This window comes from Lactobacillus sp. M0396, assembly GCF_016101625.1.
Taxonomy (GTDB): Bacteria; Bacillota; Bacilli; order Lactobacillales; family Lactobacillaceae; genus Lactobacillus; species Lactobacillus huangpiensis.
Window position 1 is genome coordinate 1 of sequence record NZ_JACFQE010000004.1, and the last position, 14,020, is coordinate 14,020.

Annotated in this window: 9 protein-coding genes and 27 tRNA genes; all 36 read left to right on the forward strand. The window is 37.8% G+C overall.

All coding sequences use genetic code 11. From position 1 onward, the window contains the following. Positions 1 to 87: 87 nt before the first annotated feature. The 36 genes from H3T43_RS05590 (at position 88) to H3T43_RS05765 (ending at position 14,000) form a co-directional block, all read left to right on the forward strand. Positions 88 to 160 (forward strand) — tRNA-Val (locus tag H3T43_RS05590). Positions 161 to 164: 4 nt separating this feature from the next. Beyond that, positions 165 to 237, forward strand: a tRNA-Lys gene (locus H3T43_RS05595). A 12-nt stretch (positions 238 to 249) separates the two neighbouring features. Then, positions 250 to 331: transfer RNA gene (locus H3T43_RS05600), tRNA-Leu, on the forward strand. Positions 332 to 363: 32 nt separating this feature from the next. Further along, a tRNA-Thr gene (locus H3T43_RS05605) sits at positions 364 to 436 on the forward strand. An 11-nt stretch (positions 437 to 447) separates the two neighbouring features. Further along, positions 448 to 519, forward strand: a tRNA-Gly gene (locus H3T43_RS05610). Between the two features lie 10 nt (positions 520 to 529). Beyond that, positions 530 to 615: transfer RNA gene (locus tag H3T43_RS05615), tRNA-Leu, on the forward strand. A 9-nt stretch (positions 616 to 624) separates the two neighbouring features. Beyond that, positions 625 to 698, forward strand: a tRNA-Arg gene (locus H3T43_RS05620). Positions 699 to 704: 6 nt separating this feature from the next. Further along, positions 705 to 778 (forward strand) — tRNA-Pro (locus H3T43_RS05625). A 30-nt stretch (positions 779 to 808) separates the two neighbouring features. Beyond that, a tRNA-Met gene (locus tag H3T43_RS05630) sits at positions 809 to 882 on the forward strand. 13 nt (positions 883 to 895) lie between these two features. Next, positions 896 to 969 (forward strand) — tRNA-Ile (locus H3T43_RS05635). A 39-nt stretch (positions 970 to 1,008) separates the two neighbouring features. Next, positions 1,009 to 1,082: transfer RNA gene (locus H3T43_RS05640), tRNA-Met, on the forward strand. A 3-nt stretch (positions 1,083 to 1,085) separates the two neighbouring features. Further along, positions 1,086 to 1,159, forward strand: a tRNA-Asp gene (locus tag H3T43_RS05645). Between the two features lie 6 nt (positions 1,160 to 1,165). Further along, positions 1,166 to 1,238 (forward strand) — tRNA-Phe (locus H3T43_RS05650). An 11-nt stretch (positions 1,239 to 1,249) separates the two neighbouring features. Further along, a tRNA-Gly gene (locus H3T43_RS05655) sits at positions 1,250 to 1,320 on the forward strand. A 5-nt stretch (positions 1,321 to 1,325) separates the two neighbouring features. Next, positions 1,326 to 1,399, forward strand: a tRNA-Ile gene (locus H3T43_RS05660). 4 nt (positions 1,400 to 1,403) lie between these two features. After that, positions 1,404 to 1,493, forward strand: a tRNA-Ser gene (locus H3T43_RS05665). Between the two features lie 357 nt (positions 1,494 to 1,850). Beyond that, a tRNA-Glu gene (locus H3T43_RS05670) sits at positions 1,851 to 1,922 on the forward strand. 26 nt (positions 1,923 to 1,948) lie between these two features. Continuing rightward, positions 1,949 to 2,035: transfer RNA gene (locus H3T43_RS05675), tRNA-Ser, on the forward strand. A 10-nt stretch (positions 2,036 to 2,045) separates the two neighbouring features. Next, positions 2,046 to 2,119, forward strand: a tRNA-Met gene (locus H3T43_RS05680). 3 nt (positions 2,120 to 2,122) lie between these two features. Then, positions 2,123 to 2,196 (forward strand) — tRNA-Asp (locus tag H3T43_RS05685). Positions 2,197 to 2,202: 6 nt separating this feature from the next. Further along, positions 2,203 to 2,275 (forward strand) — tRNA-Phe (locus H3T43_RS05690). A gap of 7 nt (positions 2,276 to 2,282) precedes the next feature. Beyond that, positions 2,283 to 2,364 (forward strand) — tRNA-Tyr (locus H3T43_RS05695). Between the two features lie 4 nt (positions 2,365 to 2,368). After that, positions 2,369 to 2,439: transfer RNA gene (locus tag H3T43_RS05700), tRNA-Trp, on the forward strand. 12 nt (positions 2,440 to 2,451) lie between these two features. Beyond that, a tRNA-His gene (locus H3T43_RS05705) sits at positions 2,452 to 2,524 on the forward strand. A 7-nt stretch (positions 2,525 to 2,531) separates the two neighbouring features. Next, positions 2,532 to 2,603, forward strand: a tRNA-Gln gene (locus H3T43_RS05710). Between the two features lie 23 nt (positions 2,604 to 2,626). Continuing rightward, positions 2,627 to 2,697: transfer RNA gene (locus tag H3T43_RS05715), tRNA-Cys, on the forward strand. Between the two features lie 44 nt (positions 2,698 to 2,741). Then, positions 2,742 to 2,826, forward strand: a tRNA-Leu gene (locus tag H3T43_RS05720). A gap of 110 nt (positions 2,827 to 2,936) precedes the next feature. Then, positions 2,937 to 4,109: a glycosyltransferase family 4 protein gene (locus H3T43_RS05725; RefSeq protein WP_045927669.1), complete on the forward strand. Its 1,173-nt coding sequence runs from the start codon at positions 2,937 to 2,939 to the stop codon at positions 4,107 to 4,109. Beyond that, on the forward strand, positions 4,102 to 5,145 hold the full coding sequence (locus H3T43_RS05730; RefSeq protein WP_198213214.1) for a glycosyltransferase family 4 protein: 1,044 nt from the start codon (positions 4,102 to 4,104) through the stop codon (positions 5,143 to 5,145). Before H3T43_RS05725 ends, H3T43_RS05730 begins: the two co-directional genes overlap by 8 nt. Continuing rightward, positions 5,145 to 6,170, forward strand: coding sequence for a lysylphosphatidylglycerol synthase transmembrane domain-containing protein (locus tag H3T43_RS05735; protein ID WP_109585957.1), 1,026 nt, complete (start codon positions 5,145 to 5,147; stop codon positions 6,168 to 6,170). The genes H3T43_RS05730 and H3T43_RS05735 overlap by 1 nt, the downstream gene beginning before the upstream one ends. A 69-nt stretch (positions 6,171 to 6,239) precedes the next feature. Beyond that, positions 6,240 to 8,300 (forward strand): LTA synthase family protein, encoded by a 2,061-nt coding sequence (locus tag H3T43_RS05740; RefSeq protein ID WP_198213215.1) that lies wholly within the window; start codon positions 6,240 to 6,242, stop codon positions 8,298 to 8,300. Positions 8,301 to 8,368: 68 nt separating this feature from the next. Continuing rightward, a complete protein-coding gene (gene secG, locus H3T43_RS05745) occupies positions 8,369 to 8,602 on the forward strand; it encodes a preprotein translocase subunit SecG (RefSeq protein ID WP_034977075.1) in 234 nt (77 codons plus the stop codon). Positions 8,603 to 8,674: 72 nt separating this feature from the next. Continuing rightward, positions 8,675 to 10,999: a ribonuclease R gene (gene rnr / locus H3T43_RS05750; RefSeq protein WP_198213216.1), complete on the forward strand. Its 2,325-nt coding sequence runs from the start codon at positions 8,675 to 8,677 to the stop codon at positions 10,997 to 10,999. 9 nt (positions 11,000 to 11,008) lie between these two features. After that, a complete protein-coding gene (gene smpB, locus H3T43_RS05755; protein ID WP_045927674.1) occupies positions 11,009 to 11,467 on the forward strand; it encodes an SsrA-binding protein SmpB in 459 nt (152 codons plus the stop codon). 435 nt (positions 11,468 to 11,902) lie between these two features. Continuing rightward, positions 11,903 to 12,559: a nitroreductase gene (locus tag H3T43_RS05760; protein WP_187154559.1), complete on the forward strand. Its 657-nt coding sequence runs from the start codon at positions 11,903 to 11,905 to the stop codon at positions 12,557 to 12,559. A gap of 94 nt (positions 12,560 to 12,653) precedes the next feature. Beyond that, positions 12,654 to 14,000, forward strand: coding sequence for a hemolysin family protein (locus H3T43_RS05765; protein WP_198213217.1), 1,347 nt, complete (start codon positions 12,654 to 12,656; stop codon positions 13,998 to 14,000). Positions 14,001 to 14,020 lie beyond the last annotated feature (20 nt).

Here is a 14,020-nt window from a genome sequence, read left to right on the forward strand (position 1 = left end):
CCATGCCGAACACAGCAGTTAAGCTTCTTCACGCCGAGAGTAGTTGGTGGGAGACTGCCTGCGAGGGTAGGACGCTGCCGTGCTTATGGAGGATTAGCTCAGCTGGGAGAGCATCTGCCTTACAAGCAGGAGGTCACAGGTTCGAGCCCTGTATCCTCCATCTCGAGTCGTTAGCTCAGTTGGTAGAGCATCTGACTTTTAATCAGAGGGTCGACGGTTCAAGCCCGTCACGACTCATGGCCCCATTTTGCGGGTGTGGCGGAATTGGCAGACGCGCTAGATTTAGGTTCTAGTGTTTTCGGACGTGTGGGTTCAAGTCCCACCACCCGTATTCGCCAATAATATATACCATATTTACATTTTGCCGATTTAGCTCAGTTGGTAGAGCATCTGTCTTGTAAACAGGGGGTCGTACGTTCAAATCGTATAATCGGCATTACATATTGTGCGGAAGTAGTTCAGTGGTAGAACATCACCTTGCCATGGTGGGGGTCGCGGGTTCGAATCCCGTCTTCCGCTTTCATTACTTGCCGGGGTGGCGGAATTGGCAGACGCACGGGACTTAAAATCCCGCGGTTGGTTTCAACCGTACCGGTTCGACTCCGGTCCTCGGCATTTAGTGATGCGCCCTTAGCGCAACTGGATAGAGTGTCTGACTACGAATCAGAAGGTTGAAGGTTCAAATCCTTCAGGGCGCATAATTACGGGAAGTGGCTCAGTTTGGTAGAGCACCTGGTTTGGGACCAGGGGGTCGCAGGTTCGAATCCTGTCTTCCCGATTGTAATCTTTATAAAATGATTGCATTGTTGGCGGTGTAGCTCAGCTGGCTAGAGCGTCCGGTTCATACCCGGGAGGTCGAGGGTTCGATCCCCCCCGCCGCTATTTCCCAGAGCTTGGACCTTTAGCTCAGTTGGTTAGAGCAGACGGCTCATAACCGTCCTGTCGTAGGTTCGAGTCCTACAAGGTCCATAAAGTATGGAGTTTGTTTGTACTTTTATATTTTAAAATCGCGGGATGGAGCAGTCTGGTAGCTCGTCGGGCTCATAACCCGAAGGCCGGTGGTTCAAATCCACCTCCCGCAATATGGTCCATTGGAGCAGTGGTTTATCTCGTCTCCCTGTCACGGAGAAGATCATCAGTTCAAATCTGATATGGACCGTAGGATGGCTCGGTAGCTCAGTCGGTAGAGCAAAGGATTGAAGCTCCTTGTGTCGGCGGTTCGATTCCGTCCCGCGCCATTTATATTAGTGCGGGTATGGTTTAGTGGTAAAACGAAAGCCTTCCAAGCTTTAGTCGCGAGTCCGATTCTCGTTACCCGCTTTTTGGGGCCTATAGCTCAGCTGGTTAGAGCGCACGCCTGATAAGCGTGAGGTCGATGGTTCAAGTCCATTTAGGCCCATTGTGGAGACTTACTCAAGTGGCTGAAGAGGCGCCCTTGCTAAGGGTGTAGATCGGGTTATTCTGGTGCGAGAGTTCGAATCTCTCAGTCTCCGCTGATATAATTAAGAAGACCGTAGATTTTGTTCTAACGGTCTTTTTAATTACTAGATATAGACTTTAATCAGTTGTTAAATCTTTAAAGGAGTTGTAATTCAGCCTTTTTTGAAAATATGTTATAACAATATTGGTATTGCCAAAAGTAAAAATTTTAATTGGCGATCCTACGAAAAAAAGTTTAACTTTTTGCACAAAACTCTTGCATGATGAATCATAATCCTGTATTATTAATAACGTTGTGATTCAGCAACTTAAAAGGATTTATCGAATTAACTAAATAAAAAAATGGTTGACTTTTGGCAATAAGTTCGGTATTATAATTAAGCGTCTTATGGCGTAAGAACGATAAATATGACCCGTTGGTCAAGTGGTTAAGACATCGCCCTTTCACGGCGGTAACATGGGTTCAAATCCCGTACGGGTCATTACCATTCTTGGTATATTTACATTTGGAGGATTACCCAAGTGGCTTAAGGGGACGGTTTTGAAAACCGTTAGACGGTGTTGCCGTGCGTGGGTTCAAATCCCACATCCTCCTTTATTAAAATCGCGGGATGGAGCAGTCTGGTAGCTCGTCGGGCTCATAACCCGAAGGCCGGTGGTTCAAATCCACCTCCCGCAATATGGTCCATTGGAGCAGTGGTTTATCTCGTCTCCCTGTCACGGAGAAGATCATCAGTTCAAATCTGATATGGACCGTAGGATGGCTCGGTAGCTCAGTCGGTAGAGCAAAGGATTGAAGCTCCTTGTGTCGGCGGTTCGATTCCGTCCCGCGCCATCAGCCTGGAGGAGTAGCGAAGTGGCTAAACGCGGCGGTCTGTAAAACCGCTCTCTCTGAGTTCGGCGGTTCGAATCCACCCTCCTCCATAATAGGGATATCGTATAAAGGTAGTACATCGGTCTCCAAAACCGCTAGTGTGGGTTCAATTCCTACTATCCCTGTTTACCTTCATGGCGGAATTGGTGAAGGGGTTAACACACCGGTTTGTGGATCCGGCATACATGGGTTCGAATCCCATATTCCGCCCTAGCATTGGGATATAGCCAAGCGGTAAGGCACTAGACTTTGACTCTATTATGCGCTGGTTCGAATCCAGCTATCCCAATCTATTTATTAATAAAATTCGATGGCGGTGTAGCCAAGTGGTAAGGCAGAGGTCTGCAAAACCTTAATCGTCGGTTCAAATCCGATCCCCGCCTTTATCGGTTCACTCATTGAACTGTTAATTAAAACATATTATTATGGCGGTGTGGCGGAATTGGCAGACGCGCCAGACTCAAAATCTGGTGTCCGTTTAGGACGTATCGGTTCGACCCCGATCACCGCTATTTACTGAGCAGCTCTCGTGTGAGAGCTGCTTTTGTATTGTTAATTTTTTCTATAAAAATTGCACAAGTTATGTGTAATCTTTATAATACCTTTTATGGAGGTATTTAAGATGAATATAGGTATCTTTACCGATTCATATTTTCCACAATTAAGTGGTGTTGCAACATCAATTAAAACCTTAAAGGATGCTCTTGAGGAGCAGGGTCATAATGTTTTTATTTTTACTACTACCGATCCTCATATAAAAAAAGGGACAGTTGAGGCTAACATATTCCGTTTCAGCAGCGTTCCCTTTATTTCGTTTACTGATAGACGTGTTGCGTTTAGAGGTTTTTTTGAAGCTACAAAAGTTGCTCGTGAAGTTAAATTGGATATTGTTCATACCCAAACCGAATTTGCTTTGGGTATGATAGGGAAGTACGTTGCCCACCAATTGAAAATTCCGGCAATTCATACTTACCATACTATGTATGAAGATTACCTGCACTACGTTTTAAATGGACATTTGCTTAGACCATATCATGTTAAGCAATTTACTAATGCCTACTTAAAAAATATGGATGGCGTTATCGCTCCCAGTAAGCGTGTAGAAGCACTTTTAAAGCGTTATAGAGTAAACATACCTATGAGAGTTATTCCAACTGGAGTGGACATAAATAGCTTAAATAAGCTTGAGACAGTTGACGTTCGCAAAGAGTTAGATATACCAGACGATGTACCAGTATTGTTAACTTTGAGCAGAGTTGCGGAAGAAAAGAAAATTGACCGCATTCTGAATGCAATGCCAGAAATTATTGATGAGTTTCCAAAAACACGTCTAGTAATTGCTGGCGATGGACCAGATATGGAAGTTTTGCAAGAACAGGTTGAAAGATTAACATTGGAAGATAGTGTAATATTTACTGGGGATATACCTCATGATGATGTTGGTTCATACTATAAAATGGCTGATTTGTTTGTTTCGGCCAGTGATACGGAAACTCAAGGTCTGACATATATTGAAGCCCTGGCTTCAGGCACAAGATGCGTCGTTTATGATACAGACTATACTGAGCATGTTTTTGATGATGAAGAATTTGGCAAAGTCTTTAATGGTCCTGGCGAAATGTTAAATGAAATATTATTCTACTTAAGAAAAGGGAGAAAACAAATCCCACATGATAAATTAGCTGCAAAAATGGATCAAATCTCTGCTCAAAAATTTGCCAGTTCAGTTTATCAATTTTATCAAGACACAATTTCAAATTATCAAAAGGATCTCAAAGAGGAGACAAATGATTAGAATTAATATGTTTTCACAAGCTGCCTCAGTAAAAGGACAGGGAGTCGGTTCTGCTTATACGGAGCTGATAAGATTACTTAGAACACACTTGGTCGATAAGTTTTATGTCACTAACAACAAGTATGGCAAAAGTGATCTGACACATTATCATACGGTAAATCCAACTTATTTTGCTAACAGCTTTTCACCAGCACGTGGACGCAAAATTGGTTATGTTCACTTTTTGCCGGAAACGCTTGAAGGATCAGTTAAATTGCCATCATTGGCAAAAAATATTTTTTATAAGTATGTAATTGATTTTTATAAACGGATGGATGAGATCGTAGTTGTTAATCCGATTTTTATTGATAAGTTAGTTAAATATGGTATTAAGCGTGAAAATGTGAAGTATATTCCCAACTTTGTATCGAAGAATGAGTTTTATTCAGAAAGTCAGGAAAAAAAGAATTCATTTAGGCATCAATTAGGTATACCACTTAATAAATTTGTGGTTTTCGGTGATGGTCAAGTACAAGCTCGTAAAGGTGTTGATGACTTTGCCAAATTGGCTGAGGCAAATCCTGAGATGCAATTTATTTGGGCCGGAGGCTTTTCTTTTGGCAAAATAACTGATGGTTATGATCATTTTAAAAAATTGGTCGAAAATCCGCCACATAATCTTAAATTTACGGGAATCATTGATCGACAGAAATTAGTTGACTACCTCAATATTGCAGATCTTTTTGTTTTGCCGTCTTATGATGAGCTGTTTCCTATGTCTGTTTTAGAGGCCTTTAGTTGTGGTACGCCAGTTTTGTTGCGCGATCTCGATTTATATCAGGCAATAATTAGTGGTTACTACCTCAAGGGCAGCAATTTTACTGAAATGAATCAGCAATTACAAGCAGCTGCTCACGATACTGCAATTTTAAATAAATATAGCAAGTTATCCGATGAAGCCAGTGAAAAATATTCTGAAGCTAATTTAGCCCACATATGGGATGATTTTTATCACGAACAGTATGAAATTGGTCGTGAGCTGGGACAAATCCGCTAATGAATAAAAAACACTTGTGGGGCGTTGCCATAGTTCTTGTAATAAGTGGCATAGTCTTATATGTTGACTTAAGATCAACTCCAATTGCGCAATTGGAGCAAGCAGCTCGCAATATTAATTTGATTGGATTAGTTGCTGTTTTTAGTTTGATGCTTCTTTCTTATGTTTTTGAAGCTAGCATTTTGGCAGTTCTTACCAAACGCAAAAATGAACCTAAACGTTCAAAATGGTCTTTTTTTAGAATTCCTTTGATTCAAGCGCTTTTCAATGCCATCACTCCTATGTCAACTGGTGGACAGCCTTCGCAATTGGCTGCTATGGTTCAAATGGGAATAGAAGGCGGTCGGGCAACATCCTTACTACTAATGAAGTTTATTATTTATCAAATTGTAGTTTTTTTAGCTTACGTCACTACAATTATTACTGGCTTTCATATGGTTGCAACCAAGTTTGCGGGTTTAGCTGTTTTCATTGCAATCGGCTTTTTAATTCATGTTAGTTCTATTGCTTTTTTGCTGGCAATTTTGTTTGCCTATAATTGGACTAAAAATGCTGCCAATTGGATAATGAACTTACTGGCGAAATTTATTAATCAAGAGCGGGTTGCTATATGGCGCAAAAACACGCTTGACAAAATTGAAACATTTTATGAAGAAAGCCAAAAGCTAAAAAGAGAAAAAAAGAAATTGCTAGTGTGTGTAGTACTCACTGTATTACAACTGTTATGTTTTTATTCAATTCCCTATATGACGCTGGTAGCATTAAATGTTTCTGCTGATTGGACAAGCGTAACTCAAATGAACATTATGATTATCATGTTCATGGCAATCATACCAATTCCTGGAGCTTCAGGTGGGGCAGAATATAGTTTTCAAACTTTATTTTCCACCTTTATTTCATCTAATGGCACCTTAATCGTAGGGATGTTCTTGTGGCGTTTTGTCACGTATTTTTTCGGCATGATTTTAGGAATCTTTGGCTGGATTTTTAAACCGCAAAAATTGCTAAGCCCACAAAATGATTAATTTTTATTAAAATCCCTGTGTTTAACTGCAGTTAAGGTTAAGATATAGGCTTAGTGAGAGGAGAATAGGATGACACGTATCAAGTCTTTTCTACAATGGCTAACCCAAACCAAACTAGGCTTTTTTACTATTGTTTTAGTGACTTTCTGGTTGAAGACATACGTAATTTATCTAACAAAATTTAATTTGGGTGCTGAAGGTGCAATGCAGAATTTTCTGCTATTTTTAAATCCTTTGCCTTCAGGACTACTTTTGCTGGGAATTGGTCTTTTCTTTAAGGGTAGAAAGTCCTATTGGATTATGATTGCAATTGATTTTGTTCTCAGTTTGTGGTTATTTGCCAATATCCTTTATTATCGCGAGTTTTCAAATTTTTTGTCTTTGTCTATAATTAAAACTTCCGGCTCAACTGCTGATAATTTGGGCAAAAGCATTGTAGGAATAACCCGGGTAACAGATTTTTTAGCTTTTATTGACATTGCTCTTGTCATTTTTTTAATGGTTGCCAAAGTCGTTAAATATGATTTACGTCCATTAAAGTTAAGATTTAATCTTTTGCTTGAAGGTATTGCAGTTCTTCTCATTGGCGTTAATTTGTTGATGGCTCAAAAAGACCGCTCAGGTTTGTTAACTAGAACTTTTGACAACAGCTATATTGTTAAATATTTGGGTATGAATGAATATGCAGTATATGATGCGTTTAAAACAGCTCAAACAAGCGAACAAATGGCAAAGGCTAACGTATCTGACTTGCAATCTGTCAAAAAGTACTTAAAGGTTAACTACGTTAAACCGAATAGCGCATATTCGGGTGTTGCAAAGGGCAAAAATGTGCTGGTTATACATCTTGAGAGTTTTCAGCAGTTTCTAATAGGGTATAAATGGCAGGGCAAGGAAGTTACTCCTAATCTAAATAAACTTTATCATTCTAAAAACACTCTTAGTTTTGCCAATTTTTATAATCAAGTAGGTCAAGGCAAAACTTCGGATGCCGAAATGATGCTGGAAAATTCTCTTTTTGGTTTACAATCAGGTTCAGCAATGTCTAGTTATGGCACTTCAAATACGTTTGAGAGCGCTCCTGCAATATTAAAACAACAGGGTGGATATACTACTGCCGTTATGCATGGTGGAGCTGGTTCTTTTTGGAATCGTAATAATGCCTACAAGCAATTTGGCTATGAGTACTTTATGCCTCTTTCTTATTATCAAAATAAACCTAAGTATTACATTGGTTATGGTTTAAAAGACAAGATTTTCTTCTCGCAATCAATTAAGTATATTGAACGTTTGCCCCAACCTTTTTATCTTAAATTAATTACTGTAACAAATCATTATCCATATGATTTAGATAAGAAAAATCAATCAATTGACAAAACTGACACGGGTGATGAAACGGTCGATGGTTACGTCCAAACGGCTCATTATTTAGATCAGGCCGTAGGACAATTAATGCGGTGGTTGAAAAAGACTGGTTTAGATAAAAATACATTACTTGTTTTTTATGGTGATCATTATGGTATTTCTGGCAACCACCATAAGGCAAGTGCAGAGCTTCTTGATCAGGATGAATTTACTAATTTTGATAACTTGAAATTTCAGCGTGTTCCCTTAATGTTTCATATGAAGGGGTTAAAAGGCGGCATTAAAAAAACTTATGGTGGGGAAATTGACGTGTTGCCAACATTGTTAAATTTGCTTGGAATTAGTAACAAGGGCACTATACAATTTGGTCATGATTTATTAAGTAAAAAGGCACCACAAATTGTTGCACAGCGTAATGGTGACTTTATAACACCGCTATATGCAAAAGTAGGCAGTACGTATTATGATACTAAAACTGGTGAGGAAATAATTCAGCCAGACAAAAAATTAAAGACTGAGTTAGTAGCAATTTCAAACAAGGTAACAACACAGCTTTCATTGTCTGATCGTGTTATAGCAGGTAATCTTTTACGTTTTTATCATCCAAAATGGTTTAAAAAGGTTAAACCGCAAGATTATGATTATAATGAGCAAAAATCATTAAAAAAATTGTATGTAAAAAATAAAACTTCTTTATGGTATAAAAATCACCAAAAAACAACGCAAAATAAATTTAAGACCGATGCACCTGAACTCGAAAAATAATACTCGAAATTAAATCTATTTTGTGCTAAAATTTACCAGTAACGTATCTGTATATTGGAGGCAGCGCATTGTACAATTTATTTATGACGCTACTAATTATTGTTTCAATCTTAATCGTTATTGCGACAATGATGCAGCCGCAAAAGCAGCAAGATGCATTGAATGCACTCTCTGGCGGTGCAGTTTTTAGTGGTCAAACGAAGAAACGTGGTTTTGAAGCATTTATGGAAAAAGTAACATCTGTTTTGCTGGTGCTCTTTTTCGCTTTTGCTATTGTATTAGCTTATTTGTCTTCAAAATAACTAATGGTTCCTCCCGATCAAGTGATGGGAGGACTTTTTTTATCTTTTTACTAAGGAAATGGAGTTAAGTGCATGGCACAAAACGAGAATATCTTAGCCAATGTTTTAGAGATTTTTCGTCACAATCCTAAAAAACAATATCAAGTTGAACAAATTGACCGTATGTTGCGCCGAAACAGACTCGGCAGTTTTTCAGATATGGTCAAAGCATTATCCTATTTGGAGCAGGAAAAGAAAATAATTACTGATGGAAATGGCCGATATCAATTAGCTGAAGAAAATACCGAAGTGGAAGGCATTTTTAAGGCTAACAGCAAGGGTTTCGGCTTCGTCAAACTCGAAGACGAAGATGCTGATGATATTTTCATTGCTCGCGATTATACAGCATATGCCGTGGACGGTGATCGTGTTAAGGTCAAAATAACTGCTGGTGGTAATCCATGGAATGGCAAGGGACCTGAAGGACAAATAGAAGAAATTCTCGAACGTGGCACAAAAACACTTGTTGGTGAATTTCACTCAATGACTGACGCGCAAATAAGAAGCAGTCATTTTATTGGTTACGTTCTCAGCTCAAATAAAAAGTTGGCGAACTATCGTGTTTATATTAGTCAGGACAGTTTGCGTCCACAAAAACAAGACATTGTAAAAGTATCGATTGCTAGTTATCCTGACAAAGATAATCCAGATTCAATGACAGGTGTTGTTACCAATATTATTGGTAACAAAAATTTACCAGGTGTCGATATTATGGCCATTGTTTCTGAGCATGATGTTCGTACAGAATGGTCTGAAGATGCTCTTGAGCAGTCTAATGCCATTCCTGATCACGTGACTGAGGCAGAAATGGCGGATCGAGAGGACATTAGGAACCAGCCCGCAGTTACCATTGACGGGGATGATTCTAAAGACTTCGATGATGCCGTGGTTTTATGGAAACTTCCCAACGGTAACTATCATTTAGGGGTTCATATTGCTGATGTAGCGCATTATGTGACGGAAAATTCTCCTTTGGACAAAGAAGCTTTTACCAGAGGTAATAGTACATATCTTGTTGACCGTGTTATTCCAATGTTGCCTTTTAGATTATCTAATGGCATCTGTTCTTTAAATGAGGGGCAAGATCGTCTTGTTTTGTCTTGCGAAATGGAAATTTCTCCAGAAGGAAAAAGAGTTAATTATCGTATTCATCCCTCTGTTATGAGATCTCACGGCAGAATGACTTATAACAATGTCAATAAGGTTCTGGATCCAAATAATCATGAAGAGCTTGAAGACAAATACGTTAAGTTGGCACCAATGCTGCAAGATATGGCCGAACTGCATAATGTGTTATACCAGCAAAGGCATCAGCGTGGTGCAATAGATTTTGAAGAACCAGAAGCAAAAATTATTGTTGATGATCAGGGTAAACCAACTGATATCGTGTTGCATGATCGTGGAATAGCTGAAAAAATGATTGAATCATTCATGTTGATGGCAAACGAAACTGTTGCTGAGGACTTTTATCGCAAACGCGTTCCATTTCTGTATCGTGTACATGAAACTCCAGATGGTGAGCGTATCAAAGGCTTCTTTGAATTTTGCAGTGCTTTTGGATTGCACATTACTGCTGATCCCAATCACGTTAAGCCAATTGACTTGCAAAAAGTCGTGGCCAAAACAACTGATACACCTGAAGAAGCAGTAGTTCAAATCATGATGCTTCGTAGCTTAAAGCAGGCACATTATTCAGAAGAGCCACTAGGACACTTTGGTCTTGCCGCTAAATACTACACTCATTTTACTTCACCAATTAGACGGTATTCTGATTTAATGGTGCATAGAATGATTCACACATATAGTGAAAAGGGTATTAACCAAAAAGTACAAGATCACTTTGCCGGCTATTTACCTGAAGTTGCAGATCAGACTTCAACTCAGGAACGTGTATCTGTTGATACTGAAAGAGAAGTAAACGACTTAAAGATGACAGAATATATGGCGGATAAAGTTGGAGAACACTTTGATGCTGTTGTTTCTTCTGTGACTAGTTTTGGCATGTTTATCCAGTTGCCCAATACAGTTGAAGGGTTAATTCATATTTCAAATTTGACGGATGATTTCTACAGTTATAATGAAAAAAGCATGACACTGACTGGACGCGGTACTCATAAACAATATCATGTCGGGATGCCCCTTAAAGTAACCCTTACTAATGCCAACGTTGAACAACATCAGCTTGATTTTGAAATCTATGATCCTAATGCTCCTAAGAAGTCTCATAACAATCGCGGTGCTAAAAACGAAAGACATGGTAATCGGGGCTTTCGCAACGATCACGCACATAAGGGTCACTATCGTAACAATTTTCAAAAAAATGGTAATCATCCACATTTAAGTAGATATAAACATTAGGTTAGAAAATTGAAAAAAGAAAAAAATGAAAATTTAATTGCTCAAAATAAAAAAGCACATCATGATTACTTCATTAAAGAAACATATGAGGCAGGTATTGCTTTAACGGGCACGGAAATAAAATCAGTGAGAGCACGACGTATTAATTTACGTGATGGCTATGTACAAATTATTAACGGTTCTGCATTTTTAGAAAATGTCCACATCAGCGAATATAAGCAAGGCAACCGGTATAACCATGAACCACTTCGCTCAAGGAGGTTGCTTTTACATAAAAAGGAACTGGCACGACTTGCTAAGGACCAGTCTGCACGCGGGATTGCAATTATACCTTTGAAAGTTTATCTTAAACATGGTTTTGCCAAAGTCCTCATTGGTGTCGGTCAAGGAAAGAAAAAATATGACAAGCGTGAGGCAATTAAGAAACGGGATCAAGAACGAGAAATACGCAGACAATATAAAATATAAATGGACGGTTTAATTTGTTTTATAGTTAAACTGTTTTTTAATTTTGTATTTGTTTAAAGCTTAACAAATCATAAAAAACTATTTTAATAGTCTTCGTATATAATTTGTTAATCTTGATTTAACAGTAAAAGCAAAAAAAGCAAACTTGTAATTTATACACAAAGTAACGAATAAATTAATGTTTTTTTGTTATTTTTGCCAAATACCTTTGCAATATTGCTTAGAATTTATTAATATTATTAATGTGTATATGACTGATTCTATTGGATAGTAATATTTCAATTTATAACTTTAGTAGAAGTGTAAACAAGTGCGTATTTAAAAAATAGAGTATTTTTGATTATTTCTACCTGTATTTGGAATTCTAGAGAAATTTGTTTTAAAAAAGTAGGACGTCTTATTATGCTCTCTTTGTATGTAAGGATTTGAATCGGAATGGAATTTAATAAAGTTTATAACCATGAACGAGTAACTCGCAAGTTTACTAGTAGAAAAGTTAACGAAAATTTACTTGCTAAGATTATTCAAAGAGCACAGTTATCACCATCATTACTTAACTCACAGCCGTGGAAAGTTTATATGCTAACCGGTAATGCGCTCGCTGGTCTAAAAAAAGAAGTGAAAACTCAAATCAATAATAATGTTGAGCCTCACGAGGATTTTGTCAAAATGTTGTCACTTAATTGGGATTCATATCCTAGTCAAAATATGGCTGCTGTTGGGGCATCTCAACCGTATTTTTTTAATAACAAGATGGCATTATTTTCAGAATCGAATAATAATATGTTCAACGCCCAAGATATCGCGTTCCTTACGATCCCTAGAACTTCTCCAGCTTGGTCAGTTTACGATTTAGGGATTTTTTCTCAAAGTATTATGTTGCTTGCGATTAATGAAGGATTATCAATTATGCCTGCGCACTCAATGGTATCCTACCCTGAGTTGGTACGTAAGTATTGTAAAATCCCAGAAGATGAACTGGTAGGAATGGCAATTGGATTAGGGTATCAGGATAATGCAGCAGAAGTTAACGATCCCAAATTTTATCCTGATCGTTTACCATTCAAGAAAATTTATAAATTAGTTAAATAGATAAGTAATTTAATTAAAATAAAGCGCTATTAATGATAAAATGCTAAATAAGGAAGTTTAATTAAACAATAAACTAATAAAGGTGATATAAATTTTGAGTACGGCCCAAATAGTTACTAATTTAATAGCAACTTTAGTTATTTTTGTTTTTGCATCTTTCTTTGTGGCTGCAGAATTTGCTTTGGTTCAAACTAGGCCCAGCCAGCTTGAAGATATGCTGTCCAATAAAATTGGCAACCATCGCAAAGTTAAGCGCGCTCTGCATATGACTCATAATTTAAATGAGTACCTCTCAACGACGCAGGTCGGGACTACCTTAGTTGGTGTAGTTTTGGGTTGGTTTTCAGCTGATACTTTAGCTGCAATATTTGAAAGAATGCTTAATTTAGTTGATCTTAACCATTCTGTCATTCGCTCTATTAGCGCAATATTGGGCGTTATTCTTTTAACTTATTTAGAAGTTGTGGTTACAGAAATTGTGCCCAAAAATATTGCGATTGACATGCCCGTAAAGATTTTGCTAAAAATTGTGACACCTTTGCAGTTGTTTCATACTTTGGTTTACCCTTTTGTTTGGTTACTTAATGCTAGTTCAAATGGTTTGCTGAAAATGTTAGACTTTGAGCCGGCTGATGAGGAAAATCAAGTCTATTCTCAATCGGAAATCATCAAGCTATCACGTAAAGCTGTTCATGGAGGTTCACTTGATAAAAACGATCTGACCTATATGAAACGTGCTTTTGAACTGAATGACAAAATAGCTAAAGACATTATGACTGATAGAACACGGCTAGTAGTTATTAATTCAACTGAAACAATTAAGCAAGCTCTTAAAATGTATTTAGATGAAGGTTCAAGCCGAATTCCAGTTGTGCGCGATAACAATAAAGATGATGTTGTTGGCTATATCTATGCTTTTGATGTTATTCAGCAGAGTCAGATTGATGATAATGTACCAGTTACGCGTATTATTAGAACGATGATTACTGTACCTGAATCGATGCCAATTCAAGATATTCTTCAATTAATGATTAAAAAGCATACCCCAATAGTCCTTGTTGTGGATGAATATGGTGGTACCAGCGGAATAGTTACAGATAAGGATATTTACGAAGAATTATTTGGTACTGTCAAAGATGAAATTGATGATGTTTCTGATGATTATATAATTAAAGACGAGCAAGGTAATATTCATGTATCCGGCAAAACCACTTTATATGATTTTGCCCGTTACTTTAAAAAGGATTTAAAAAGCTTCCAAGATAGTGATATTATTACTATTGGTGGCTACATGATGGAACACTATCCAGATTTGAAAAAAGGTGAAAAAGTTGAGTTAGAAGGATTTGAATTCAAACTTGACGATATAGAGCAGGGATTTATGCGCTGGTTTATTGTTAAAGCTGTCGACCAAGAAAAAGAAGCACCTAAAGCAGAGTAGACAGTAAAAAGGAGTTGTCA

Excerpts from the sequence above, each read along its gene's own strand:
- H3T43_RS05760 (WP_187154559.1), top strand. The coding sequence starts at position 11,903 with ATGGAATTTAATAAAGTTTATAACCATGAACGAGTAACTCGCAAGTTT.
- rnr (WP_198213216.1), top strand. The coding sequence starts at position 8,675 with ATGGCACAAAACGAGAATATCTTAGCCAATGTTTTAGAGATTTTTCGT.
- H3T43_RS05740 (WP_198213215.1), top strand. The coding sequence starts at position 6,240 with ATGACACGTATCAAGTCTTTTCTACAATGGCTAACCCAAACCAAACTA.
- H3T43_RS05735 (WP_109585957.1), top strand. The coding sequence starts at position 5,145 with ATGAATAAAAAACACTTGTGGGGCGTTGCCATAGTTCTTGTAATAAGT.
- H3T43_RS05725 (WP_045927669.1), top strand. The coding sequence starts at position 2,937 with ATGAATATAGGTATCTTTACCGATTCATATTTTCCACAATTAAGTGGT.
- H3T43_RS05730 (WP_198213214.1), top strand. The coding sequence starts at position 4,102 with ATGATTAGAATTAATATGTTTTCACAAGCTGCCTCAGTAAAAGGACAG.